Genomic DNA, 22,934 nt, shown 5'->3' on the forward strand with positions numbered 1-22,934 from the left:
GCAGGGAAGGTCCGGTCAGGCGCGGCCTCGCCAGGGAGCCTGCTCGATCGCCAAAGGTCCCCAACACTCCCCGCGCCATTTCCGGGCTCCGCTGCGCGGTCGCGGGAACGACAAGGAGCGTATCGTTTCGATCGGGGCTGAACCAACAGGATCATGAGCGCGCAGCGAGCCGGAAGCCCGCCGCGCGCTGATGGACTACTCCAGGCTCAACGCCACGAACCGCACCTCGCCCTCCTTGTTGGAGACGAGGAGCAGGGCCGACTTGCGACCGTCCTTCTTGATCTGGTCGATGCGACGGGTGACGTCGGCAGGGGAGGACACCGCCTCCTGGCCGACCTCGACGATCACGTCGCCGGGCTGGATGCGCTTGTCGGCGGCGTTGGAGTTCGGGTCGACCCGGGTGACCAGCACGCCCTTGACGGTGTCCTTCACCCCGAAGCGCTTGCGCGCCTCGTCGGAGAGGCCCGAGAGGTTGAGCCCGAGCGCCTGGCGGGTGACGTCGGCCTCCGGCTGCGGCCGGCTCAAGTTCGCCTGCTGCTGCGGCTTGTCGCTGTCCTCCAGCCGCCCGAGGGTGACCTGCTTGGTCTGCTCCTGGCCCTTGCGGATGGTGGTCACGTCGACGACCTTGCCGACCGGGGTCGAGGCGACGATGCGGGGCAGGTCGCTCGAGCTCTTGACGTCGACGCCGTTGAACTTGGTGATCACGTCGCCGACCTCGAGGCCGGCGGTCCGGGCCGGGCCCTTGTCGTCGACGCCCGCGATCAATGCGCCGCGGCCGCCGCCCTTGAGGCCGAGCGCCTCGGCGGTGGTGTCGTCGACGTTCTGGATCCGCACGCCGAGCCAGCCGCGGCGCACCTCGCCGAACTGGCGCAGCTGGTCGATCACCGGGCCGGCGGTGGCGGTGGGGACGGCAAAGCCGATGCCGACCGAGCCGCCGGTCGGCGACAGGATCGCGGTGTTGATGCCGATCACCTCGCCGTTCATGTTGAACAGCGGACCGCCGGAGTTGCCCTTGTTGATGGCCGCGTCGGTCTGGATGTAGTTGTCGTAGGGGCCGGACTCGATGTTGCGGCCGCGCGCCGAGACGATGCCGGCCGAGACCGAGCCGCCGAGGCCGAACGGGTTGCCGATCGCGATCACCCAGTCGCCCGGCCGCATCTTCTCGGAATCGCCGAGCGGCACCGCCTTCAGCGGCCGGTCCGGATCGGGCTTCACCCGCAGCACCGCGAGGTCGATCTTCGAATCCTTGCCGACGATCTCGGCCTTCAGCTTGCGGCCGTCGTGCAGGATCACCTGGATGTCGTTGGCGTCGCCGATGACGTGGTTGTTGGTGACGACGATGCCCGACGAATCAATGATGAAGCCGGAGCCGAGCGAGTTCGAGCGGCGCGGCGCCCGCGGCTGGCTCTCGCCCCCGCCGCCCCCGCCGCCCTGGCCGCGGCGGTTGAAGAACTCCTCGAACAGGTCCTCGAACGGCGTGCCCTGCGGCAGTTGCGGCAGGGTGCGGCCGCGCGCCTCGACGGTGGTCGAGGCCGAGATGTTCACCACCGCATCCGTCACCTGATCGGCGAGGTCGGCCAGCGATTCGGGGCCCTTGGCGAGGGCGACGCTCGGCAGGGCCGCGGTGCCGACGGAGAGCGCGAGAAGCGCCCCCGCGAGGGCGGGCAGGCGCCGTCTCGCGAAGGCGGGGTTACGGCGCGAGGAAGCGGCCATTGATGAACCTCGTTGGGCAGGGTCGTCTGGACAAGCGTGTCGGCCCGGCCCGCCGCGGCGCCCGGGCAGCCCCGGCGACGGGCCGGGAGCCCCTTAAGATCGTCTCCCGGCGAACCGGTTCAAGCCCCTGGCGCGTCGGCCCAAGCCCCCGGGCGCGGTCAGCCGAAGACCAGGCGCACGACGCCGACGACGACGACGCCGGCCGCCGCGGAGGCGAGGCCGACGAGGCGCATCCGCTCCATCGGGCTCTGGGCGGCTTCCTGCATCGCGCGGCGCATCGCCCCCGGGAAGGCGGCGCAGAGCAGGCCCTCGATGGCCAGGGCGAGGCCGAGGGCCGCGACGAGATCCTTCACGGCCGGGAGCGGGCGGTCATCGCCGCCATCCCTATTCCCCCTGCGGTCGCATTCTCGTCGTCTCCGCGGCACCGGCCGGATCTTGACGTCCGCCGTCACAACAATGCGCCCCGCCGGGGCGGGGCGCTCAGGTCTCGTCACGCGTGTCGGGTCGAGCCCCGCGAGGGCCGGGCGCGCCCGGCCGCCGCGGGGCTCGCCGGGGCTACTGGCCGGCGGCCGGGGCCGTCGCCGGGCGCGCCCGCCCCTGCGGGTCGTTGAAGTAGCGGAAGAACTCCGAGCCGGGGCTGATCACCAGACGGGTGTCTGACCCGCTCAGGCCCTTCTCGTAGGCCTGCATCGAGCGGTAGAAGGCGAAGAAGTCCGGGTCCTGCCCGAAGGCGTCGGCGAGGATGCGGTTGCGGTCCGCCTCGCCCTGGCCGCGGAGCTGGTCGGCCTTCTGGTTCGCTTCCGCCAGCAGCACGGTCACGTCGCGGTCGGCCCGGGCCTTGATGGTGGCCGCCACCTGGGCGCCGTTGGCGCGCAGGTCCGCCGCCTCGCGCTCGCGCTCGGTCCGCATCCGCTGGTAGACCGCCTGCGAGTTCGCCGCCGGCAGGTCGACCCGGGTCAGGCGCAGGTCGATGATCTCGATGCCGAGGTTCTTCGCCTGCCGGTTCACCTCCTCCTGGATGCGGTTCATCAGGGCCTCGCGCTGGGTGCGCACGATGGCGTCCCGCGAGGCGCTGGCGAGGACGTTGCGCATCGCCGCGTTGGTGAAGCTCGAGAGGCGCTGGTTGGCGACCTGGATGTTGTTCACCGCCTGGTAGAAGCGCAGCGGGTCGCTGATCTTGTAGCGGGCGAAGGCGTCGACCTCGAGGTTCTGGCGGTCGGCCGAGAGGACCGTCTGCACCGGCAGGTCGAGGTCGAGGAGCCGCTTCTCGAACAGCACGACGCTCTCGAGGAACGGCACCTTGAAGTAGAGGCCGGGCTTGTCGGTGCCGGCCTGGTTCAGCACGGTGCGCACGCGGCCGAACTGCAGCACGAGGGCCTGCTGGGTCTGGCCGACGGTGAAGGCCGAGGCGTAGATCACCACCAGCAGCAGGACGGCGAGGACGACGAGACCGGTGCGAAGGGCGTTGCCGTTCATCGCGCGCTCCCCTGGGCCGAGGCGGCGGGACGGCCGGTATTGGCGAATTCCTGCAGCGGCAGGACCGGCAGCACGCCGGCGGCGGCCGCACCGGCGCCGGCGGCGCCGCCCTGGTCGATGATCACCTTGTTCACGCCGCCCAGCACCTTCTCCATGGTGTCGAGGAACATGCGCTCGCGGGAGACCGCGGGCGACACCTTGTAGGATTCGTAGACCTCGCGGAAGCGCGAGGCCTGGCCGGTCGCCTCGGCGGTGGCCTGGGCCTTGAAGGCCTCGGCCTGCTGCAGGATCTGCGAAGACCGGCCGCGGGCCTCGGGCACCACGCGGCTGGCGTAGGTCTCGGCCTCGTTGCGCGAGCGGGCCGCGTCCTGCTGGGCCGCGTTCACGTCGACGAAGGCCTGGCGCACCTCGGCCGGCGGGCTCACGCCCTGGAGCTGCACCACGTTGATCAGCACGCCGGCGCCGTAGGAATCGAGCGCCTTCTGGATGATCTGCTGCACCTCCTGCGCCACGCTCGACTGCTCGGTGGTCAGGATCGCCTGGATCTGGCGCCGGCCCACCACCTCGCGCATCGCGCTCTCGGCCACCGACTTGATGGTGCCCTCGGGGTTCTGGAGGTTGAACACGAAATCCTCGGCCTTGGCCGGGTTCACGCGCCACTGCACGTCGAAGTCGATGTCGACGATGTTGTCGTCGCCGGTGAGCATCAGGCTCTCCTCCGGCACGTCGCGGGAGCGCTGGGCGCCGACGCCCGAGCGGTAGCCGACCTGGATGCTGCGCGACTCGCCGACATTCGGCTTTACCACCGCGCCGATCGGGTAGGGGAAGTTGTAGCGCAGGCCCTCGCCGGACTGGCCGGTGTAGCGCCCGAAGACCGTGTTGATGCCGACCTGGCTCGGCAGCACCGTGTACCAGCCGGTCATCAGCCAGAGCACCAGCACGGCCAGCACCGCCAGCACCGCGCCCTTGGCGCCGACCGAGCCGCCGCCGGGCATCAGGTTCCGCAGGCGGTCCTGGCTGCGGCGCAGGAGGTCCTCGAGGTCCGGCGGCTGGTTGCCGCCGCCCGAACCGCCGCCGCCCCAGGGACCGCCGCCACCGCCGCCGGAGCCGCCGCCCCACGGACCGCCGCCGCCATTGCCGCCGCGGTTACCCCAGGGACCGCCCCCGTTGCCGCCGCCACCGCCGCTGCCGCCGCTCTGATTGCTCCAAGGCATGCTCGCCCACGTCCTTTCCCGGCCGGCACGCCCCGCGCTGTCTCTCGCGTCCCGCGCGGCACTCGCATTGCACTGGCACTCGCTCCTTCAGCGATATCGGCTGAGCCCCACGCGAAAGCAACCTCCGGCCCGGGGCCAATTCTCAAGGTTTCGACCCCGGCGCGGGAGTTCCATCGCCGCACCCGGATCCTTGAGATGGTTTGCCCGTCTCAGACGTGCCGCGCGAGGGTGACGAACCGGAAGTCGTGCTCGTCCTCCGGCCCGGCCGGGTGGGCCTCGGCGGAGACCTCGCGGAAGTCCGGCGGGATGGCGGGGAAGCGCGCGTCGCCGTCCGGCGCCGCCGCGACCTCGGTGAGGTGGATCCGGCCGGCGTGCGGCAGGGCGAGCGCGTAGATCTCGGCGCCGCCCGCCACCATGACCTCCTCGGCGTCGCCCGCGAGCCGCAGGGCGTCGTCCCAGCCGGCCGCCCGCTCGGTCCCGGGGGCCGACCAGGTCGCGTCGCGGGTCATGACGATCACCCGCCGCCCCGGCAGCGGCCGCCCGATCGAATCCCAGGTCTTGCGCCCCATCACCACCGGCTTGCCCATGGTGAGGGCGCGGAAGCGCCGCAGGTCGCTGCGCAGGCGCCAGGCGAGCGCGTTGTCGCGGCCGATGACGCCGTTCCGCGCCACGGCGACGATCAGGGTTACGAGGGGAGGGGCCATCCCTACACCGCCACCGGCGCCCGGATCGCCGGATGCGGGTGGTAGTCCTCGATGGCGATGTCGTCGTAGCGGAACTCGAACAGCGAGCGCACGGAGGGGTTGAGCCGCAGGCGCGGGAGCGGGCGGATGTCGCGGGAGAGCTGCTCGCGGGCCTGGTTCAAGTGGTTGGAGTAGAGGTGCGCGTCGCCCAGCGTGTGGACGAAGTCGCCGGGGACGAGGTCGAGCACCTGCGCCATCATGTGGGTGAGGAGCGCGTAGGAGGCGATGTTGAACGGCACGCCCAGGAACACGTCGGCCGAGCGCTGGTAGAGCTGGAGCGAGAGGCGGCCGTCGGCGACGTAGAACTGGAACAGGCAGTGGCAGGGCGCGAGAGCCATGCGGTCGAGGTCGGCCGGGTTCCAGGCCGAGACGACGAGGCGGCGCGAATCGGGGTTGCGGCGGATCTCGTCGAGCACCCAGGCGATCTGGTCGACGCTGCCGCCGTCGGGCTTGGCCCAGGATCGCCACTGCCGGCCGTAGACGGGGCCGAGGTCGCCGTGCTCGTCGGCCCACTCGTCCCAGATCGTCACGCCGTTCGCCTGGAGGTAGGCGACGTTGGTGTCCCCGGCGAGGAACCACAGGAGCTCGTGGATGATCGATTTGAGGTGGAGGCGCTTCGTCGTCACGAGGGGGAAGCCCTCGGCGAGGTCGAAGCGCATCTGGTGGCCGAACACCGAGAGGGTGCCGGTGCCGGTGCGGTCGTGCTTCTCGACGCCGTCGTCGAGGATGCGCTGGAGGAGGGCGTGGTAGGGGCGCATGGCGGACATCCTCCGCGTGAAGACGGCGTGCGGGCGCCGCGCGGCGCCCGGTTCGGCCTCGTTATGCCTATGCCCGGGTGGAGAAACGGTTCCCGCTCGGGCGGTCCTCCACGATAGCGCGTCCCCGGCGCGAGGGAGAGCGCCGGCGCGGGTAAATCAGCCGGTACTCCACACCCGCGCCAGCACCACGGCGCCGTTGCTCGCGGCGTGGAGCGCGATGCAGGGCCACAGGCTGCCGGTCCACAGCCGCATCGCGCCGAGCGCCACCCCGAGCGGCAGGACCGAGACCGGCTGCAGCAGGCCCTGCTCGGCGTGGCAGAGCGCGAACACCGTCGCGCTCACGGCGATCGTCGCGGCCGGGGCGAGGTGCCGGCGCAGCCGCCCGAACAGGTCGCCGCGAAACAGCATCTCCTCGGCGAGCGGCGCCAGCACCACCAGCCACAGGATCCAGGTCCAGAACACCCCGCCGGTGAGGAACGGCGACAGGCGCCAGGCCCGGGCGGGGGGCTGACCTGCGAGGAGCAGCAGCCCCGCGGTGCCCGCGACCTGGAGCGGCGGCCACAGCAGGATCAGAAGCAGGGCCCGGCGGGGCAGGGCGGGACGGGTGAAGCCCAGCGGCGGTCCCGGCCGGAGCCGGGCGGCGAGGAGCACGAGGAGGGCAAGGCCCGCATGCGGCAGCACCGTCAGGGCGAGGATCGCGCGCTCGCCGCCGCTCAGGGAGGAGAACGGCAGCAGGCCGGGCGGCGGGGCCGGCAGGCGACCGGCCGCCGCGACCGCACCGAAGGCGAGGCCGAACGCGGCCACTTGGAGGAGCAGCGCCCGGAGGCTCGCGGCGGCGATTCCGAGGCAGCGACCCGACCGCGAAGATGCTCGAGAGGACGCCCGGGGGGGCGCTTCCGGGGAGCCGGATTCGGGCATCGGTGCAACGGTTGGCGAAACGGACGCAGAATGGCGCGGGGCGGGCTTCAAAAGCGGCACGGGACCCTCTATATTCGCCCTTGCCGGTCGCGAGGCCGGCTATGGCGATAAACGTTCTTCGGAATAAACCTATCGGACCCGGGGGCGGTACCCGGCGCCTCCACCCAAGCCCGGAACGGCCCGTCCGGTTCGGGCTTCGGCGGGGGCGAAATAGGATCGACGAGGGCGTAAAGGTTGAGCTTTCGCTCGGCATGGTTCCGCCGTAATCGGGCCAATGCAATAGTTGCCAACGACAACTTTGCTCCGGTGGCGGTGGCCGCGTAAGCGGTCCCCAAGACCAAACGAAGTCCTAGCGGGTAGCACCGCATAGGCGGGGTTCGGAGGCACCTGGCAACAGAAGCCTCCACTTCGAATTCTCTTCCCGCGAGCGATGCGGCGCCAGGCAACGGTTGATGGCAGACGATCTGATTCGCTACGATCTCCTGGTGCAGGATGCCCTGCGCAACGTCGTGCGCAAGGTTCTGGGCGATGCGGCGCGCGACGGCCTGGCCGGCGAGCACCATTTCTACGTCTCGTTCCGGACCGACTATCCCGGCGTGCGGATCTCGCAGCGCCTGCGGGAGAAATACCCGCAGGACATGACGATCGTCCTCCAGCACCAGTTCTGGGACCTCGGCGTCACCGAGCACACCTTCGAGGTGGGCCTGTCCTTCTCCGGCGTGCCGGAGCGGCTCTTGGTGCCGTTCGAGGCGGTGACCGGCTTCTTCGATCCTTCCGTGCAGTTCGGCCTCAAGTTCGAGCTGAACGACGGCTCGGCCCCGGCCGAGGACGCGGCCCCCGTCGGCGCGACGCCCCTGCGGGCGATCCGCGGCGCCGGCTCCGAGCCGAGCGAGGCCCTGCCGAAGGTCCCTGCGATCGGCAGCAACCTGCCGAAGATCGTGCCGGCGGCGAAGGCCGAGGCCAAGCCGGCGGCCAAGGACGAGTCCGGCAAGGATACCTCCGGCAAGGATGAGGCGGGCGCCGAGGCCAAGCCCGACGAGGCCGCCGAGCGCCCCGACGCCCCGCAGGAGGGCGCCTCGGTGGTCAGCCTGGACGCGTTCCGCAAGAAGAGCTGAGCGCGGCGCGTCGCGTCCCATCGTCCGACATCGCCAATCCTTTCATCCTCCCGTCAAATTGGGGCTCGCCGCAGGCGAGGCCCAGGGTTGACGAGGAGGGCCTGTCGACGACAAGGCCGTCCTCTCTCCTGATCCGCCTTCACCCCCGCGCCGTCACCCGCATCCGCAGCCCGTCCTGCGGCCTGAGCGTCACCCGGTGCAGCGGCACCACGGGGCCTGCCTCCGGCGCCCGGTCGAGGCGTACCGCGTGCAGCACGTGGGCGAGCACCAGCGTCGCCTCCATCACCGAGAAGCTCGCGCCGATGCAGACCCGCGGGCCGGCCCCGAAGGGCAGGTAGGCGTAGCGGTCGATGCGGGCGCGGTTCTCCGGCAGGAAGCGCTCGGGCACGAAGGCGTCGGGCTCGTCCCACAGACGGCGATGGCGGTGCAGCACGTAAGGAGCGACCGTCACCAGCGAGCCGCGCGGGATCTTGATCCGGCCGATCCGGTCCTCGGCGAGCGCCTGCCGGCTCATGAACGGCACCGGCGGAAAAAGGCGCATCGCCTCCTCCAGAGCCGCCTTGGTGCGGGGCAGGGCGTCCAGGCCCGGCGCGGGGCTCGCCGAGAAGGCCGCGTCGACCTCCTCCTCCACGTCCTCGCGCGCACTCGCGTCCTGCGACAGGCAGTAGAGCGTCCAGGTCAGCGCGTTGGCGGTGGTCTCGTGGCCGGCGCCGATGAAGGTGACGATGTTCGCCCGCACCTCGATGTCGGAGAGGCCGCGGCCGGTCTCCGGATCCTGCGCCTTGAGCAGCAGGGTGAGGAGGTCGTGCGGCGCCTCGGCGCCCGACGCCACGAGGGCGCGACGGCGCTCGATCAGCTCGTCCACCACCTCGGCGAAGAAGCGGAGCGCCGGCCGCGCCTTGAGGCGGCCGATCCGCGGCAGCCAGTCGGGCATGCCGAACACGTCGAGGGGGTCGATGGGCCCGAGCGCCTCGAAGTAGCGGGTGATGGCGCGCCCGAGCGCGTCCGGCTCGCGGGCGAGGCCATGGGTGAAGATCGTGCGCTCCAGCACGTCGAGGGTGACGCGGGTCATCTCGAGGGCGGCGTCGACGCTCTGGCCGTCCCGGCGCTTCAGCCGGCGGGCGAGCCGGCTGGCTGCCTCCGACATCGAGGCCTCGAAGCCGGCGACGTGGCGGGGCGAGAAGATCGGCGCGAGGGTGCGGCGCTGGAGGCGCCACTCGTCGCCCTCGGCGGTGAGGAGGCCGTTGCCGAGGCCCGGTGCCAGCACCCGGCGCTGGAGGTCGTCCTTACGGTAATTGGCGGCGTTGTCGACCATCACGTGGCGGATCGCCGCCGGATCGCTCACCACCGTGACCCGGCCGAGCGCGCCCTCGCCGGTGACGATCGGCTGCTCGAAATGCTCCTCGTACCAGGTGGTCAGCGGGTTGGCGCGGGCGGCACGAAGGAAGCTGAACAGCCCCATCGGCTCGGTCCGCGGGCGGGGCACGGTGGGACGGAAGGGGGCGACAGAAGCCGCCGCACGCGAAGGCATCCGGACTCCTCGGGGTGGCGCGATTCGAAGCATGTCAGGGCATCGCGCAATCGCTGCTCTTGGCTTAAGTAGGCGCCGTTTCGCACCGCCAAAGAGGCCAAGATGTCGCCGACCGAGAAAGCCACCCGCACGGAATCCGATACGTTCGGGCCGATCGAAGTCCCGGCGGACCGCTACTGGGGCGCCCAGACCCAGCGCTCGATCCAGAATTTCCGCATCGGCACCGAGCGGATGCCCGCACCCCTCGTCCACGCGCTCGGGCTCGTCAAGCAGGCCGCCGCGCTCGTCAACCGCGACCTCGGCGTGCTCGAGCCGAAGGTCGCCGAGGCGATCGCGGCGTCGGCCGCCGAGGTGGTCGAGGGCCGGCACGACGGCGAGTTCCCGCTGGTGGTCTGGCAGACCGGCTCGGGCACCCAGTCGAACATGAACGCCAACGAGGTCATCGGCAGCCTCGCCAACGAGCGGTTGGGCGGCCAGCGCGGCGGCAAGTCGCCGGTGCACCCGAACGACCACGTCAACCGCGGCCAGTCCTCGAACGACGTCTTCCCGACCGCGATGCACATCGCGGTGGCGCGCGAGATCAACGACCGGCTGATGCCGGCGCTCCGGCACCTGCACGGCGCCCTCGACGCCAAGGCCAACGAGTTCTCCGAGATCGTCAAGATCGGCCGCACCCACCTGCAGGACGCGACCCCGGTCACGCTCGGCCAGGAATTCTCCGGCTACGCCGCGCAGGTCGCCCTCGGCGGCGCCCGGGTCGGCGCGACGCTGCCGGGCGTGCTGGCGCTGGCGCAGGGCGGCACGGCGGTGGGCACCGGCCTCAACGCGCATCCCGAATTCGCGGACAAGTTCGCCGCCAAGGTGGCGGAGCTGACCGGGCTGCCCTTCACCTCGGCCGAGAACAAGTTCGAGGCGCTGGCGACCCACGACGCCCTGGTGTTCACGCAAGGCGCGCTCAACGCGCTGGCGAGCGGCCTGTTCAAGATCGCCAACGACATCCGGCTGATGGGCTCGGGGCCCCGCTCCGGCCTCGGCGAGATCTCGCTGCCCGAGAACGAGCCCGGCTCCTCGATCATGCCCGGCAAGGTCAACCCGACCCAGGCCGAGGCGCTGACGATGGTGTGCTGCCAGGTGGTCGGCAACGGCACGACCGTGTCGATGGCCGGCAGCCAGGGCCACCTCGAGCTCAACGTCTACAAGCCGGTGATCGCCAACGCGGTGCTGCAATCGGTGCGGCTGCTGGCAGACGCCGCGGTGAGCTTCGCCGACAACTGCGTCGTCGGGATCAAGCCGAATCACGACCGCATCGCCGACCTGATGAGCCGCTCGCTGATGCTCGTCACCGCGCTCGCGCCCTCGATCGGCTACGACAAGGCCGCCGAGATCGCCAAGACCGCGCACAAGAACGGCACCACGCTGAAGCAGGAGGCCCTGCGCCTCGGCTACGTCACCGAGGAGCAGTTCGACGCGGTGGTGCGCCCGGAGGACATGCTGGCGCCGAGCGCCGAATGACCCCACTGTGATGCGAAGCCCCGCGCAGCCTTTGGCGGCGCGGGGCGTTCTCACGATCGCGGGGGCGCGGAGGATCGGGTCATGGCCGAGATCATCAACCTGAAGCAGGTCCGCAAGGCCCGCGAGCGGGCCGCCAAGGAGGCCCAGGCGACCGAGAACCGGGTCGTGTTCGGCCGGCCCAAGGCGGCCAAGACCCGGGAGGAGGCCCGCAAGAGCCTGGAGGCCGCCCGGCACGAGGGCCACCGGCTGAAGAATCCCGACGCCGAGGCGTGAGCCCGGACGACCTTCCGCCGTCGAGCGCTCTGCCCGAGGGCGGATTGCTCAAGCGCTCGCTCGTCATCGCCGGCCACCGCACCAGCGTCTCCCTCGAGGCGGCGTTCTGGGAGGCGTTGCGCCAGCTCGCCTCGGCGCGCGGCCTCTCGGTCCAGGCCCTTGTCGGGCGCATCGACGCGGAGCGGGGCGGGCAGAACCTGTCGTCGGCGATCCGGGTGTTCGTATTGCGGGCGGTGTGGCCGGGGGAGGCGGACGGTACTGGCGACAGTTCCGCGCCGACCTGATGATTGCGATCTTCTACAGGGTTTTCAGGTAAATCCCGTCCCCTTTCCCGCATGGGAGAGGGATCCCGCGACATTATGAATATTCGTAGTTTCCGAACATCAGTCCTGAACGTCGAAAAGGTCGTGGTCACACCGGCCACGCGAAACTCGCGAAGCCCGGCTTCTCGACCTCCACCGCCCGCCCGCCGGCCAGCACCGTCTCCCCTGCCGCCAGCGCCTCGGCCAGACGGTCGATGCGCAGGCTCGCGAGCCCCCGCCCGTCCGCACCGCCGCCGGTCTGGCCGAGGCTCCGCTCGCCGGCCGTGACCGGCTCGCCGGAGGGCGCCGCCGCGCCGTCGCGGTAGACCAGCGGCACGATGCGGGTACGGGCGGTGCCGCGGTGCTGCATCCGCGACACCACCTCCTGGCCGACGTAGCAGCCCTTCTTGAAGTCGACGCCGCCGAGCTGGTCCATCAGCGCCTCGTGCGGGAATGCGTCGCCGAGCGCGAAGTCGGTCCCTCCTTCCGGCACGCCGAGGGCGATGCGGCGGGCGGCATAAGCCGCCGCGTCGGAATCCGCCGCCGAGGCCTCCGGGGCGTAGAGGCGCCAGCCGAGGGCGGCGAGACGCCCGTCGCGCAGGGCGGAGGAGGGGGCGTCCGCATCCCAGCCCGCCGCCACCGCGAGCGGCAGCGCCTCCACCGTCACCTTGGCGCGCAAGCGGTAGAGGGTCAGGCGCTTGAGGAGGTCGGGCGCCTTCTCGCGGGCGACGTCGAGGCGGTAGCCGTCGGGGGCGCGGCTGACCAGGAAGTCGAACAGGATCTTGCCCTGCGGGGTCAGGAGCGCGCCGAGGCGGGCCTCGCCCTCGGGCAGGGTCTCGACGTTGCAGGTCACGAGACCCTGGAGGAAGCTCGACGCGTCGGCGCCGGTCACCGCCACGAGGGCACGGTCCGGCAGGTGGGCAAGCGGCATCGGGGGTCCTTTGCTTGAACCGCGGGCGGGGGTGACATAAGCCGCCTGCGCCCGGCCCTCAATCGGGGCCCAGAGCGAACGCAGATTGCGAACGCGGATTGCGGACGAGGATTGCGACCGATGAGCCAGAGCTTCGACCTCCTCCTGCGCGGCGGTACCGTGGTCAACCACGACGGCGAGGGCCTGGCCGATATCGGGGTGACGGCCGGGCGCGTCGCCGCGATCGGCGACCTGTCGCAGGCGTCGGCCGGCCGCACCCTCGATTGCCGGGGCCTCCACCTCCTGCCCGGCGTGATCGACAGCCAGGTCCATTTCCGCGAGCCGGGCCTCGACCACAAGGAGGACCTGGAAACGGGGTCGCGCGCCGCCGTGATGGGCGGCGTCACCACGGTGTTCGAGATGCCCAACACCGTGCCGCAGACGACCGATCCCGACGCCCTCGACGACAAGCTGAAGCGCGCCCATCACCGGATGCATTGCGACTTCGCGTTCTGGGTCGGGGGCACGCACGAGAACGCGCGGGACGTCGCCGAGCTCGAGCGCCTGCCGGGGGCGGCCGGCATCAAGGTGTTCATCGGCTCCTCCACCGGCTCCCTCCTCGTCGAGGACGATGCCGGCATCACCGAGATCCTGAAGCGCACCCGCCGCCGCTCGGCCTTCCACGCCGAGGACGAGGCGATGCTGCGCGACCGCAAGGGCCTGCGGGTGCCGGGCGATCCGTCCTCCCACCCGGTCTGGCGCTCGCCGGAAGCAGCGCTGAAGGCGACCGAGCGGCTGGTGCGCATCGCCCGCGAGACCGGGGCGCGCATCCACATCCTGCACATCTCCACCAAGGAGGAGATGCGCTACCTGGCCGAGCACAAGGACGTCGCGACCTGCGAGCTGACGCCCCATCACCTGACGCTGGACGGCGATGAGGCCTATGCCCGCCTCGGCACGCTGGTGCAGATGAACCCGCCGGTGCGCGACGCGAGCCACCGCGACGGGCTGTGGTGGGGCCTGTCGCAGGGTGTCGCCGACGTGCTCGGCTCCGACCACGCGCCCCATACCCTCGAGGAGAAGCGGAAGGCCTATCCGGATTCGCCCTCGGGCATGACCGGCGTGCAGACCCTGGTGCCGGTGATGCTCGACCACGTCGCCGCCGGCCGGCTGTCGCTGCAGCGCTTCGTCGACCTCACCAGCGCCGGGCCGAAGCGCATCTTCGGCATCGCCCGCAAAGGGCGCCTGGCGGTCGGCTACGACGCCGACGTGACGGTCGTGGACCTCAAGCGCCGCGAGACCATCACCAATGCGTGGATCGCCTCGAAGTGCGGCTGGACGCCTCATGACGGCCGCGAGGTCACGGGCTGGCCGGTCGGGACGGTGGTGCGCGGCCAGGCGGTGATGTGGGAGGGCTCGCTCGCGGAGCCGTCGCGGGGCGAGGCGGTGCGGTTCGAGGAAGGGTTCCCGGCGAAGGCGTGAGGCGAACCGTCAGAATCCTTCCCCTCTGCGGCATGGCTGTCCGGGAAGGAAGAGGCGCAGGTTCTCTCCTCTCCCCGCGGGCGGGGAGAGGGCCGTGTCGCCGTCCAGGGGACACGGCAAGCGGAGGCGCAGCTGGAGCGGGGGTGAGGGGGTGTTTCCGGAGGAGCCTCACGCGTCGAGACCCCCTCACCCGCGCCCTGCAGGCTTCCTTCACCCCCGACAAGGGGGGTGAAGGCCTCTCCCCGCCCACGGGGAGAGGAGGGTTCCCGCGCCATTCTTTTCCCGGGACAGCCCTGCCTCTATAGGGAGAGGGTTCATCCCGCGCCTCGCGCGGAACCTTCATTCCACCCATCACCCTTGGCGCGGGCGCACTTCTCGTATAGGAGCGCCCGGAATTGGAGGTCCGGACGCGTCCCGCGTGCCGGCCGTTGCCACGTTGGCGGCCGTTCGCGGCCGGCCCGGAAGCCCGATGCAGACCGTCCTGATCGTCGTCCACCTGATCATCGTCCTCGCCCTGATCGGCGTGGTGCTGCTGCAGCGCTCCGAGGGCGGCCTCGGCCTCGGCGGCGGGGGCGGCACGCAGGGCTTCATGACCGGCCGCGGCCAGGCCAACGCGCTGACCCGCGCCACCGCGATCCTGGCGGCCCTGTTCTTCACCACCAGCATGATCCTGGCGATCATGTCGCACCGGGGAGCGGGCCCGCGCTCGATCTTCGACGGCGCCGGCAACCGGGCCCCGGCGGGCCAGACCGGTGCTCCCGCGACCGGCAACGTCCTCGACCAGCTGCGTCAGCAGCAGGGCGACGCGCCCGCGACCCAGGCACCGGCGGCGCCCGCCGCCCCGGCCGCTCCCGCGGCTCCCCAATCGCGCTGAGGCGACGCGTGAGTCCGGCGGCGCCCCCCGCGCCGCCCCTCTCTCCCGAAAGATCCTGTGAATCCGGCCGGCCCTGCCGCCCGGACATGACCCCGTTGAGCTGGCGGCGTTTGGCAACCCGGCCACGCCTGTGTATGGAGCACGTCCCATGACGCGGTATGTTTTCATCACCGGCGGCGTGGTCTCCTCGCTCGGCAAGGGTCTCGCTTCCGCCGCCCTCGCGGCCCTGCTCCAGGCCCGCGGCTACAAGGTCCGCCTGCGCAAGCTGGACCCCTACCTCAACGTCGATCCGGGCACGATGAGCCCGACGCAGCACGGCGAGGTCTTCGTCACCGACGACGGCGCCGAGACCGATCTCGATCTCGGCCATTACGAGCGCTTCACCGGCGTGCCGGCGACGCGGGCCGACAACATCACGACCGGCCGGATCTACCTCGACATCATCACCAAGGAGCGGCGGGGCGACTATCTCGGCGCGACCATCCAGGTGATTCCGCACGTCACCAACGCCATCAAGGAATTCGTCCTCGACGGCAACGACGCCTACGACTTCGTGCTGGTCGAGATCGGCGGCACCGTCGGCGACATCGAGGGCCTGCCGTTCTTCGAGGCGATCCGCCAGCTCGGGCAGGAGCTGCCGCGGGGCACCTGTGCCTACGTCCACCTGACGCTGCTGCCCTACATCCCGTCCGCCGGCGAGCTGAAGACCAAGCCGACCCAGCACTCGGTGGCGGAGCTGCGCTCGATCGGCATCCAGCCCGACATCCTGCTCTGCCGCTGCGACCGGCCGATCCCGCGCGAGGAGCGCCGGAAGCTCGCCCAGTTCTGCAACGTGCGCGAGACGGCGGTGATCGAGGCGCGCGACGTCGGCACGATCTACGAGGTGCCGCTCTCCTACAAGGAGGAGGGCCTGGACCGCGAGGTGCTGGCGCATTTCGGCCTCGAGACCGGTCCCGAGCCGAAGCTCGACCGCTGGCGCGACATCGTCGGCCGGATCAAGAGCCCGGAGGGCGAGGTCTCGATCGCCATCGTGGGCAAGTACACGGGCCTCAAGGACGCCTACAAGTCGCTGATCGAGGCGCTGAACCACGGCGGGATCGCCAACCGGGTCAAGGTCAACCTGGAGTGGATCGAGGCCGAGGTGTTCGAGCGTGAGGATCCGGGCCCGTTCCTGGAGGGCCTCAACGGCATCCTGGTGCCGGGCGGCTTCGGCCAGCGCGGGGCGGAGGGGAAGATCCGCGCCGCCCGCTACGCCCGCGAGCGCAAGATCCCGTATTTCGGCATCTGCTTCGGCATGCAGATGGCGGTGGTCGAGGCGGCGCGCTCGCTCGCCGGCATCGCCGACGCCAACTCGACCGAGTTCGGCCCGACGCCGGAGCCGGTGGTCGGCCTCCTCACCGAGTGGATGCGCGGCAACGAGCTCGAGCGGCGCATCGCCGAGGGCGATCTCGGCGGCACGATGCGGCTCGGCTCCTACACGGCGGCGCTGGCGCCCGAATCGCAGATCGCCAAGATCTACGGCGGCACCCGCATCGCCGAGCGCCACCGCCACCGCTACGAGGTCAACATGGCCTATCGCGAGCGGCTCGAGGCCAAGGGCATGCGCTTCGCCGGCCTGTCGCCGGACGGGCTCCTGCCCGAGACCGTCGAGGTGGTGGGCCACCCCTGGTTCATCGGCGTGCAGTTCCACCCGGAGCTGAAGTCGCGGCCGTTCGAGCCGCACCCGCTGTTCCAGAGCTTCGTCGCCGCGGCGATCGAGCAGAGCCGGCTGGTCTGACGCCGCCGGCCCCCGGGCGTCGCTCGGGGTCAACATAGGTTATCGAAACGATCGGGACCGGCGGCGAGAGCGGCCGTTCCGTCGCGACAGTGATACCGAGCCACGGTATAGAAACCCCGTTGTGCCGTGCGGCACGGTGCGGGGGCGTGGAAGAGGTATGTTTCGCGATGCGTGAGATTCCCCTGGCGGCGATCCGGGCCCGCGCCTACGACATCTGGGAGCGCAACCACCGCCCGGACGGGTTCGAGATCCAGTTCTGGCTCCTCGCCGAGCGCGAATTGCGGGCCGAGCAGGACGGCCGGCGCGATCCCGCCGCGGCGCAGGCGCAGCCCGAGGAGGCGGCATCGGCCCACATCCCGGCCAAGGCTCCCGTTCCGGCTCCCGCCGACGCCACGACCGGAGCCGCCGAGGGATAGGCTTGTCCCGCCCGGTGCTCAGCGCGCCGCCAGCCGCGCGCCGGCCCGCAGGAAGCGCTGCGGATCGACCGGCTCGCCGTCGATGCGGGTCTCGTAATGCAGGTGCGTGCCGGTCGAGCGGCCGGTGGATCCGACACGGCCGACCACCTGTCCCGCCGCCACGGTCTGGCCGGGCACCACCGTGATCGCCGAGAGGTGGGCGTAGCGGGTCGCGAGGCCGTGGCCGTGATCGATCTCGACCAGGTTGCCGTAGCCGCCGGCGTACTCCGCCTGGGTCACCGTGCCGGCGGCGGTCGCCCGCGCCGGAGCGCCGTGATCCGAGCGCAGGTCGATCCCGGTATGGAGCGCCAGGCCGCGGGTGAACGGGTCGGCCCGGTAGCCGAAGGTGCTCGACAGCCCGCCATCGACCGCGACCGGCCGCCGCAGCGGCAGCGTCCCGACAATCTTGCGCAGGCCGTCGCGCTCGCCGAGATCGTGCTGGGCCTGCAGCACCGCGGTCTCGAACGGGCCCGACCCGGCCGGCACCAGCGGCCCGCCGATCCCGCCGGTACGGGCGGCGGCGAAGCGCCGCGCGTCGAGCCCGGTCTCGGCCATCACGCTCCGCAGGCGCGCCGCCTCGCTGCGGCTGCGGGCCGCGAGGCGCCCGACCGTCAGGCTCTGGCGCGCCTCGAACCCGTCGAGGGCGTGTTCCAGCATCGCCATCCGGGTCGACAGCCCGGGGGAGGGGGCGGGCGCGATCGCGTCGGCCTCCGTGCGCAATCCGAGGGATTCGGGCGTCGGGGAAACCGGGACCTGCGCGGGCGGGGACGGCAGCGGCCTGGTTTCGCGGGCGGTCCAGGCGCCGGCGAGCGCCGACCCGTCCTCGCCCGCCGCGATGCCGGCCTGCTCGGCGAGGCCCGCGAGCATCGCCTGGCGGCTCTCCAGCGCGACCTGGCGGCCGGCGATGTCGGCGAGCCGCGTCTCGACCCCGTCCTGCTCCAGGAGCTTCTGCGTCGCGACCCGGTCGAGGCGGGCCCGCAGGGCACTGATGCGCTCCTCGTAGGCGTACTGCATCGCGCTCTGGCGCTCCATGAACCGGGCGAGCGCCTCGTCGCGGAACACGATGAACCAGGTCGCCGCGCTGGCCCAGAGCGAGAGCGCCCCGAAGGCGAGGGCGGCGAACGCCAGCGTCCTGCGCCGCACCACCCAGATCCGATCCGGGCCGCCGGAGGTGCGGGCGGAGTTGCGCGCGGGCGGCAGGAAGGCGGCGGCGAGGGACTGGAGGCGGGGAGGGAGCATCGGGACGGTCCGGTAACCTGATGCAGACCGTCGCGGGTTAAGGTTAAGGATGTTTCAAGGGCGGGCGCGACCGGACGTCTCGGAGCGGCATGGCCCGTCCTCGGCGTCATCCCCGGGGTTCCGCTGTCGCGGCCCCGGTATGACCCGAGGTTCCAGTCCCGTCGGGCGGTTCGCCCGGATTGACGCCACGCGTCTCACAGCGCCCGCGCCGCCTCCAGCACCGCGTCGGCGTGGCCCGGCACCTTCACCTTCTGCCAGACCTTCGCGATCGTGCCGTCGCGGTCGATCAGGACGGTGGTGCGCTCGACGCCCATGTACTTGCGGCCGTACATGCTCTTCTCGGCCCAGACGCCGTAGGCCTCGAGCATCGCCTTGGTCTCGTCCGAGGCGAGCGGGAATGCGAGCTCGTACTTCGCCCGGAACTTGTCGTGGCTCTTCATCGGGTCGGGCGAGACGCCGATCACCGCCGTGTCGGCCTCGGCAAAGGCCTGCCGCAGGCCGTTGAAGGCCTGGGCCTCCAGGGTGCAGCCGCTGGTGTCGTCCTTGGGGTAGAAGTACAGCACGGCCTTGCGGCCTTTCAGGCCGGCGAGGCTCACGGTCTCGCCGCCGGTCGCCGGCAGGGAGAAATCGGGGGCGGGGTCGCCCGGGTTCAGCGCCATCGTGCCTTCCTTTCGGCCGATTGATGGTGTGCCTCTGGGGGAGGCCCCCGGCGGGGAGGGGACCTCGACGCGTCCGACGGATTAGCGACAGGAGGTTACCCTCCGGTCACCGGATCGGGCCATCATCGGCGAGGGCCTCATCGGCCCGGATCAGCGGCGGACGAGTGACGACAGGCCGAGCGACACCAGGCATGGACCACGCCACCGAACCGGGCCGCGACGGCCCGGAGGCCTGCGCCGCGCGGATCAAGGCCGCGCCCCGGTCGCTGCTACGGACCTGCCTGCGCGGCGTGCTGTGGCTGAAGCTCGCGGCGGTGCTCCTCCTCGCGATCGGTCTCGGCCTCGCCTACCTGCGCCTCGCCAGCGGGCCGATGAGCTTCTCCTGGCTCGAGCCGCGGGTGGCGGCGGGGATCGCCGAGCGCCTCGGCCCGGGCTGGAACGTGTCCCTGCACGACAGCGCCGTCGAGATCGACCGCGACGGGGCGCTGGCCCTGCGCACCACCGGCCTCGACATCCGCAACCCGGAGGGCGACCTCGTGGTGCGGGCGCCCCTCGCGGTCGTCGCCATCGACCTGTGGTCGCTGCTCGGCCTGTCGGTCCAGGCCCGCTCGGTCGAGTTCCGCGACCTGCAGCTGCGCGCGCTCCTGCACCACGACGGCTCGATCGCCTTCGCGGCCTCCAACGACCCGGCCGAGGTGAAGCCCCACACCCCGCCGGCGGTGGCGGCGGCCCGCGGCACCGTCTCCCCGGTCTCCGCCACCGTGGCGTCGATCCTGAGCCTGGTCCTCGACCCGGCCGGGGTGATCGGCAGCCTCGACCGCGCCCGCCTGACCAATGCCCGCCTGACGCTGCTCGACGAATCCGGCGCCGAGCGCGTGGTGTTCCCGCGGGTCGACGGGCTGTTCAACCGCGACGCGACCCGGCCCGCCCGGGTGTTCGAGATGCGCATCGTCGGCCCGCACGGGCCCTGGCGCTTCGGCGGCGACGTCGAGCAGGCGCCGGACGGCGGACGGCACGGCGTGCTCACCCTCGACGACCTGCCCGCCCCCGACCTGCTGCTGCTCTCCGGCCAGTCGCGCCTACCGCTGACCACCGACCTGAAGCTCTCCGGCCGGGCCCAGGTGGCGATGCACGGCGCGCGCCTCGACGGGATGACGCTGCGCCTGACCACCAGCGAGGGCAACCTTCTCATCGAGGAGAAGGACTTCAACCCGGTGACGATCGAGGCGGTGACGGTCGACGCCGCCTGGGACGAGGCCCGCCGGGCGCTCAAGGTGGATTCCCTCGACTATCGCGGCGCCGGCAACCGCGTGCGCCTCGCCGGCGAGTGGGTGGCGGCGCCGGACGGCACCGGCGCCGGCTGGACCGCGGCGCTGTCGGGCGCCGACGCGGTGCTGCGGGGGGCGACCGCCGGCGACGGCCCGGTCAGGATCGCCAAGGTCGAGGCCCGCCTGTCCGGCCGCGACGACGGCGTGAGGATCGACGGGCTCACGCTCTCGGGCGAGACCGTCCGCGGCACGATCAGCGGCACGCTGGGCACGAGGGCCGACGAGGGCGGGCTCACCTTGCGCATCACCGCCGAGCGCACCGACGGGCGCGCCGCCCTGCGGCTCTGGCCGGAGAACGTCGCGCCGCCGATCCGCACCTACCTCGTCGACAACCTGCGGGCCGGGCGGCTCGACAGCCTCGACATCGTGGTCGACATGAGCATGGCCGAGTTCGCCGCCGCCGCCCGCGGCGAGCCGATGCCCGACCAGGCGGTGCGGATCGCCTTCGCGGTGAGCGAGGGCGGGCTCGCGATCTCGCCCGACGCGCCGCCGCTCTCCCGCGCCCGGGTCTCCGGGCTCGTCACCGGGCGCAACACCACCATCCGCGGGGCGACCGCCGAGATCCGGATGCCGGACGGCCGGGCCCTGTCCCTGCAGGACGGCTCGTTCGTCATCAAGGACGCGGTGCCGCACGACGTCTCGGCCCAGATCGGGCTTCGCCTCACCGGCGGCGCCGACGCGCTCGCCTCGCTGCTCCAGACCAAGCTGTTCCGCTCGCTGTCGGGCGCCGAGCTCGATCCAGCGACCCTGCGGGGCCAGGCCGACCTGCGCATCGACTTCCCCCTCTCCCTCGAGGCGGTGCCCGACATCGCCGACCTGCCGGTGACCCTCAGCGGCACCCTGACCGACATCGCCGCCGAGCGCCTCGTCGGCAAGGAGCGGCTCGAGAACGGCCGCTTCGCGATCGCCTACGACCGCACCGGCTTCAGCCTCAAGGGCGACGGGCGGCTCGCCGGGGCGCCCCTGACCGTCGATCTGCACCAGTCGAAGGCCGGCGCGCCGGGCGAGGCGGTGGTGACGATGGCCCTCGACGACGCGGCCCGCGCCCGCAAAGGCCTTCCGAGCGCGCCCCAGCTCGCCGGTCCCGTCAACGCCCGCTTCGTCGTGCCGGTCGGCCGGCCGGGCAAGAACCCGATCCGGGTCGAGGCCGACCTCGCCCGGGCGAGCGTCGACGGGCTCCTGCCGGGCTGGACCAAGCCCGCCGGCAAGCCGGGCCGCCTCACCCTGTCCCTCACCGAGACCGGCCAGGGCAGCGACCTGCGCGACATCGCGCTCGATTCCGGCCCGGTGCAGCTGCGCGGCAGCGCCTCGCTCAACCCCGAGGGCGGCTTCGAATCGGCCGACCTCACTAGCCTCAAGCTGTCGCCGGGCGACGACATCCGCGCCCGGGTCGAGCGCAGCGGCAACGGCTACCGGGTCAGCGCCAAGGGCGGCGTCGCCGATGCCCGGCCGTTCCTGCGGGCGCTGACCGCGCCGCCGCGCAAGGGCGGCAAGGACGGCCCTGCCCGCGACGTCGAGGCCGATCTCAGCTTCGCGATCCTGACCGGCTTCAACGAGGAGGCACTGACCAACGCGACGCTCAAGCTGTCCCTGCGCGGCGACGACGTCCGCCAGGCCCGGATCCAGGGCCGCCTGCGCTCGGCCGGGGTGAGCCTCGAAGTGGCCAAGCCCGATCGCACCACCCCGCCGGTGCTCAACGCCGAGACCACCGACGCTGGCGCGGCCCTGCGCTTCCTCGACATCTACAAGCGCATGCAGGGCGGGTCCCTGTCGCTGCAGATGACGATGAACGACGGGCCGCAGACCGGCCTCGTGCAGGTCCGCTCCTTCGCGCTGCGCAACGAGCCGGCGCTCGGCCGGATCATGGCCCAGGGCGAGACCGAGGACCGACGCAGCGACGCCAACGACGTCGGCTTCGACCGCCTGCGCGCCGCCTTCCAGCGCAACGGCACCCGCATCGCCTTCTCGGAAGCCGCGATCTCCGGCCCGGCGATCGGCTTCACCCTCGGCGGCTGGATCGACACGGGCAAGGACCGCACCGACGTCTCCGGCACCTTCGTGCCGCTCTACGGCCTCAACAACGTGGTGTCGCAGGTGCCGATCTTCGGCCCCCTGCTGGGCGGCGGCCACAACGAGGGCCTGTTCGGCATCAACTTCCGGGTCGCCGGCGCGATGAGCGCGCCCAACATCAGCGTCAACCCGCTCTCGGCGATCGCCCCGGGCTTCCTGCGCAAGCTCTTCGGCGCCGGCGGCGGCGACCCGGGCACCGCGCAATCCGGCCGCATGGAGCGCTGACCCGGACCCTCCCGGCGAGCGCGGCATTTCAGGGTGGACAGCGCCGGGGCGACCCCGTATGACGATCCCCGACGCGGGCGTAGTTCAGTGGTAGAACGTCAGCTTCCCAAGCTGAATGTCGTCGGTTCGATCCCGATCGCCCGCTCCAGTAGATCTTTGGAACCGAACGCCTTTTGTCGGTCCGGGAGGACCGGTGTTCCCATGTTCCCCGTGGCGTTCCTCGCCTTTCGTGATCCGGTCCTCGGCGCCCTTTGCGATAGCCGCAGCTCGGCCACGGCGGCGAGACGTGGCCGGGGCCGACCTTCCTCGCCGGCCGGTTGCGACCCCGGAGAACGCATAGTTCCGATCGTTACAACCGGA

20 protein-coding genes, 1 tRNA gene and 1 other RNA gene are annotated in these 22,934 nt (G+C 71.9%); 11 read left to right on the forward strand and 11 right to left on the reverse strand.

The annotated features are described in order from the left end of the window. Window positions 1-195 precede the first annotated feature (195 nt). From DK419_RS04585 to DK419_RS04615, 7 genes are all read right to left on the reverse strand, one after another. On the reverse strand, window positions 196-1,713 hold the full coding sequence (locus DK419_RS04585; protein WP_109958047.1) for a DegQ family serine endoprotease: 1,518 nt from the start codon (window positions 1,711-1,713) through the stop codon (window positions 196-198). A 158-nt stretch (window positions 1,714-1,871) separates the two neighbouring features. Beyond that, on the reverse strand, window positions 1,872-2,066 hold the full coding sequence (locus tag DK419_RS04590) for a DUF2065 family protein (RefSeq protein ID WP_109958048.1): 195 nt from the start codon (window positions 2,064-2,066) through the stop codon (window positions 1,872-1,874). A 202-nt stretch (window positions 2,067-2,268) separates the two neighbouring features. Further along, on the reverse strand, window positions 2,269-3,189 hold the full coding sequence (hflC, locus tag DK419_RS04595) for a protease modulator HflC (protein ID WP_109958049.1): 921 nt from the start codon (window positions 3,187-3,189) through the stop codon (window positions 2,269-2,271). Beyond that, a complete protein-coding gene (hflK, locus tag DK419_RS04600) occupies window positions 3,186-4,403 on the reverse strand; it encodes an FtsH protease activity modulator HflK (protein ID WP_109958050.1) in 1,218 nt (405 codons plus the stop codon). The genes hflC and hflK overlap by 4 nt, the downstream gene beginning before the upstream one ends. 209 nt (window positions 4,404-4,612) lie before the next feature. Continuing rightward, complete coding sequence (locus DK419_RS04605; RefSeq protein WP_109958051.1) at window positions 4,613-5,107, reverse strand: dihydrofolate reductase; 495 nt, start codon at window positions 5,105-5,107, stop codon at window positions 4,613-4,615. A gap of 2 nt (window positions 5,108-5,109) precedes the next feature. Beyond that, entirely contained in the window at window positions 5,110-5,904 is a 795-nt protein-coding gene (locus tag DK419_RS04610; RefSeq protein ID WP_109958052.1) for a thymidylate synthase, read from the reverse strand. Window positions 5,905-6,060: 156 nt separating this feature from the next. Further along, window positions 6,061-6,708: a CPBP family intramembrane glutamic endopeptidase gene (locus tag DK419_RS04615; RefSeq protein WP_162561146.1), complete on the reverse strand. Its 648-nt coding sequence runs from the start codon at window positions 6,706-6,708 to the stop codon at window positions 6,061-6,063. 156 nt (window positions 6,709-6,864) lie between these two features. Between DK419_RS04615 and ssrA the strand changes: the two genes are divergently transcribed. Together ssrA and DK419_RS04625 are read left to right on the forward strand one after the other, a co-directional pair. Next, window positions 6,865-7,230, forward strand: a transfer-messenger RNA (tmRNA) gene (ssrA, locus tag DK419_RS04620). A gap of 44 nt (window positions 7,231-7,274) precedes the next feature. After that, window positions 7,275-7,937, forward strand: a complete 663-nt coding sequence (locus DK419_RS04625) for an SspB family protein (protein WP_109958054.1) — start codon at window positions 7,275-7,277, stop codon at window positions 7,935-7,937. Window positions 7,938-8,076: 139 nt separating this feature from the next. Here DK419_RS04625 and DK419_RS04630 read toward each other — a convergent pair whose 3' ends face one another. Then, window positions 8,077-9,468, reverse strand: coding sequence for a cytochrome P450 (locus DK419_RS04630; protein WP_109958055.1), 1,392 nt, complete (start codon window positions 9,466-9,468; stop codon window positions 8,077-8,079). 102 nt (window positions 9,469-9,570) lie between these two features. Here DK419_RS04630 and fumC point away from each other — a divergent pair, with 102 nt between their 5' ends. The 3 genes from fumC (at window position 9,571) to DK419_RS04645 (ending at window position 11,537) form a co-directional block, all read left to right on the forward strand. Further along, window positions 9,571-10,980, forward strand: coding sequence for a class II fumarate hydratase (fumC, locus tag DK419_RS04635; RefSeq protein ID WP_109958056.1), 1,410 nt, complete (start codon window positions 9,571-9,573; stop codon window positions 10,978-10,980). A gap of 81 nt (window positions 10,981-11,061) precedes the next feature. After that, window positions 11,062-11,253, forward strand: coding sequence for a DUF4169 family protein (locus DK419_RS04640; RefSeq protein ID WP_109958057.1), 192 nt, complete (start codon window positions 11,062-11,064; stop codon window positions 11,251-11,253). Beyond that, window positions 11,250-11,537: a ribbon-helix-helix domain-containing protein gene (locus DK419_RS04645; protein ID WP_245442826.1), complete on the forward strand. Its 288-nt coding sequence runs from the start codon at window positions 11,250-11,252 to the stop codon at window positions 11,535-11,537. Before DK419_RS04640 ends, DK419_RS04645 begins: the two co-directional genes overlap by 4 nt. A gap of 127 nt (window positions 11,538-11,664) precedes the next feature. Here the strand turns inward: DK419_RS04645 and ygfZ are convergent, their stop codons facing one another. Next, window positions 11,665-12,486 (reverse strand): CAF17-like 4Fe-4S cluster assembly/insertion protein YgfZ, encoded by an 822-nt coding sequence (ygfZ, locus tag DK419_RS04650; protein ID WP_109958058.1) that lies wholly within the window; start codon window positions 12,484-12,486, stop codon window positions 11,665-11,667. A 120-nt stretch (window positions 12,487-12,606) separates the two neighbouring features. Between ygfZ and DK419_RS04655 the strand changes: the two genes are divergently transcribed. From DK419_RS04655 to DK419_RS04670, 4 genes are all read left to right on the forward strand, one after another. After that, window positions 12,607-13,947, forward strand: a complete 1,341-nt coding sequence (locus DK419_RS04655; protein ID WP_109958059.1) for a dihydroorotase — start codon at window positions 12,607-12,609, stop codon at window positions 13,945-13,947. 469 nt (window positions 13,948-14,416) lie between these two features. Further along, window positions 14,417-14,821 (forward strand): preprotein translocase subunit SecG, encoded by a 405-nt coding sequence (gene secG / locus DK419_RS04660; RefSeq protein ID WP_109958060.1) that lies wholly within the window; start codon window positions 14,417-14,419, stop codon window positions 14,819-14,821. A 148-nt stretch (window positions 14,822-14,969) separates the two neighbouring features. After that, window positions 14,970-16,598: a CTP synthase gene (locus DK419_RS04665; RefSeq protein ID WP_109958061.1), complete on the forward strand. Its 1,629-nt coding sequence runs from the start codon at window positions 14,970-14,972 to the stop codon at window positions 16,596-16,598. A 167-nt stretch (window positions 16,599-16,765) separates the two neighbouring features. Beyond that, window positions 16,766-17,014 carry a DUF2934 domain-containing protein gene (locus DK419_RS04670; RefSeq protein ID WP_109958062.1) on the forward strand — a complete coding sequence of 83 codons (249 nt, stop codon included), beginning with the start codon at window positions 16,766-16,768 and terminating at the stop codon, window positions 17,012-17,014. A gap of 18 nt (window positions 17,015-17,032) precedes the next feature. On the opposite strand, the gene DK419_RS29765 is transcribed toward DK419_RS04670, so the two are convergent. Both DK419_RS29765 and DK419_RS04680 read right to left on the reverse strand, forming a co-directional pair. Continuing rightward, window positions 17,033-18,199 carry a M23 family metallopeptidase gene (locus DK419_RS29765; protein WP_109962127.1) on the reverse strand — a complete coding sequence of 389 codons (1,167 nt, stop codon included), beginning with the start codon at window positions 18,197-18,199 and terminating at the stop codon, window positions 17,033-17,035. A gap of 287 nt (window positions 18,200-18,486) precedes the next feature. Beyond that, complete coding sequence (locus DK419_RS04680; protein WP_109958063.1) at window positions 18,487-18,951, reverse strand: peroxiredoxin; 465 nt, start codon at window positions 18,949-18,951, stop codon at window positions 18,487-18,489. Between the two features lie 191 nt (window positions 18,952-19,142). Between DK419_RS04680 and DK419_RS04685 the strand changes: the two genes are divergently transcribed. Next, entirely contained in the window at window positions 19,143-22,574 is a 3,432-nt protein-coding gene (locus tag DK419_RS04685; protein ID WP_245442827.1) for a DUF3971 domain-containing protein, read from the forward strand. A 73-nt stretch (window positions 22,575-22,647) separates the two neighbouring features. Then, window positions 22,648-22,722 (forward strand) — tRNA-Gly (locus DK419_RS04690). Window positions 22,723-22,934: the final 212 nt, after the last annotated feature.

Origin of the sequence: Methylobacterium terrae, assembly GCF_003173755.1 — a bacterium.
GTDB classification, from domain to species: domain Bacteria; phylum Pseudomonadota; class Alphaproteobacteria; order Rhizobiales; family Beijerinckiaceae; genus Methylobacterium; species Methylobacterium terrae.

What these genes read in the sequence shown, in the direction of transcription:
- DK419_RS04670 (WP_109958062.1), top strand. Translation starts at nt 16,766, where the DNA reads ATGCGTGAGATTCCCCTGGCGGCGATCCGGGCCCGCGCCTACGACATC.
- DK419_RS04605 (WP_109958051.1), bottom strand. Translation starts at nt 5,107, where the DNA reads ATGGCCCCTCCCCTCGTAACCCTGATCGTCGCCGTGGCGCGGAACGGC.
- fumC (WP_109958056.1), top strand. Translation starts at nt 9,571, where the DNA reads ATGTCGCCGACCGAGAAAGCCACCCGCACGGAATCCGATACGTTCGGG.
- DK419_RS04625 (WP_109958054.1), top strand. Translation starts at nt 7,275, where the DNA reads ATGGCAGACGATCTGATTCGCTACGATCTCCTGGTGCAGGATGCCCTG.
- DK419_RS04585 (WP_109958047.1), bottom strand. Translation starts at nt 1,713, where the DNA reads ATGGCCGCTTCCTCGCGCCGTAACCCCGCCTTCGCGAGACGGCGCCTG.
- DK419_RS04655 (WP_109958059.1), top strand. Translation starts at nt 12,607, where the DNA reads ATGAGCCAGAGCTTCGACCTCCTCCTGCGCGGCGGTACCGTGGTCAAC.
- DK419_RS04640 (WP_109958057.1), top strand. Translation starts at nt 11,062, where the DNA reads ATGGCCGAGATCATCAACCTGAAGCAGGTCCGCAAGGCCCGCGAGCGG.
- hflK (WP_109958050.1), bottom strand. Translation starts at nt 4,403, where the DNA reads ATGCCTTGGAGCAATCAGAGCGGCGGCAGCGGCGGTGGCGGCGGCAAC.
- secG (WP_109958060.1), top strand. Translation starts at nt 14,417, where the DNA reads ATGCAGACCGTCCTGATCGTCGTCCACCTGATCATCGTCCTCGCCCTG.
- hflC (WP_109958049.1), bottom strand. Translation starts at nt 3,189, where the DNA reads ATGAACGGCAACGCCCTTCGCACCGGTCTCGTCGTCCTCGCCGTCCTG.
- DK419_RS04665 (WP_109958061.1), top strand. Translation starts at nt 14,970, where the DNA reads ATGACGCGGTATGTTTTCATCACCGGCGGCGTGGTCTCCTCGCTCGGC.
- ygfZ (WP_109958058.1), bottom strand. Translation starts at nt 12,486, where the DNA reads ATGCCGCTTGCCCACCTGCCGGACCGTGCCCTCGTGGCGGTGACCGGC.
- DK419_RS04630 (WP_109958055.1), bottom strand. Translation starts at nt 9,468, where the DNA reads ATGCCTTCGCGTGCGGCGGCTTCTGTCGCCCCCTTCCGTCCCACCGTG.
- DK419_RS04680 (WP_109958063.1), bottom strand. Translation starts at nt 18,951, where the DNA reads ATGGCGCTGAACCCGGGCGACCCCGCCCCCGATTTCTCCCTGCCGGCG.
- DK419_RS04610 (WP_109958052.1), bottom strand. Translation starts at nt 5,904, where the DNA reads ATGCGCCCCTACCACGCCCTCCTCCAGCGCATCCTCGACGACGGCGTC.
- DK419_RS04685 (WP_245442827.1), top strand. Translation starts at nt 19,143, where the DNA reads ATGGACCACGCCACCGAACCGGGCCGCGACGGCCCGGAGGCCTGCGCC.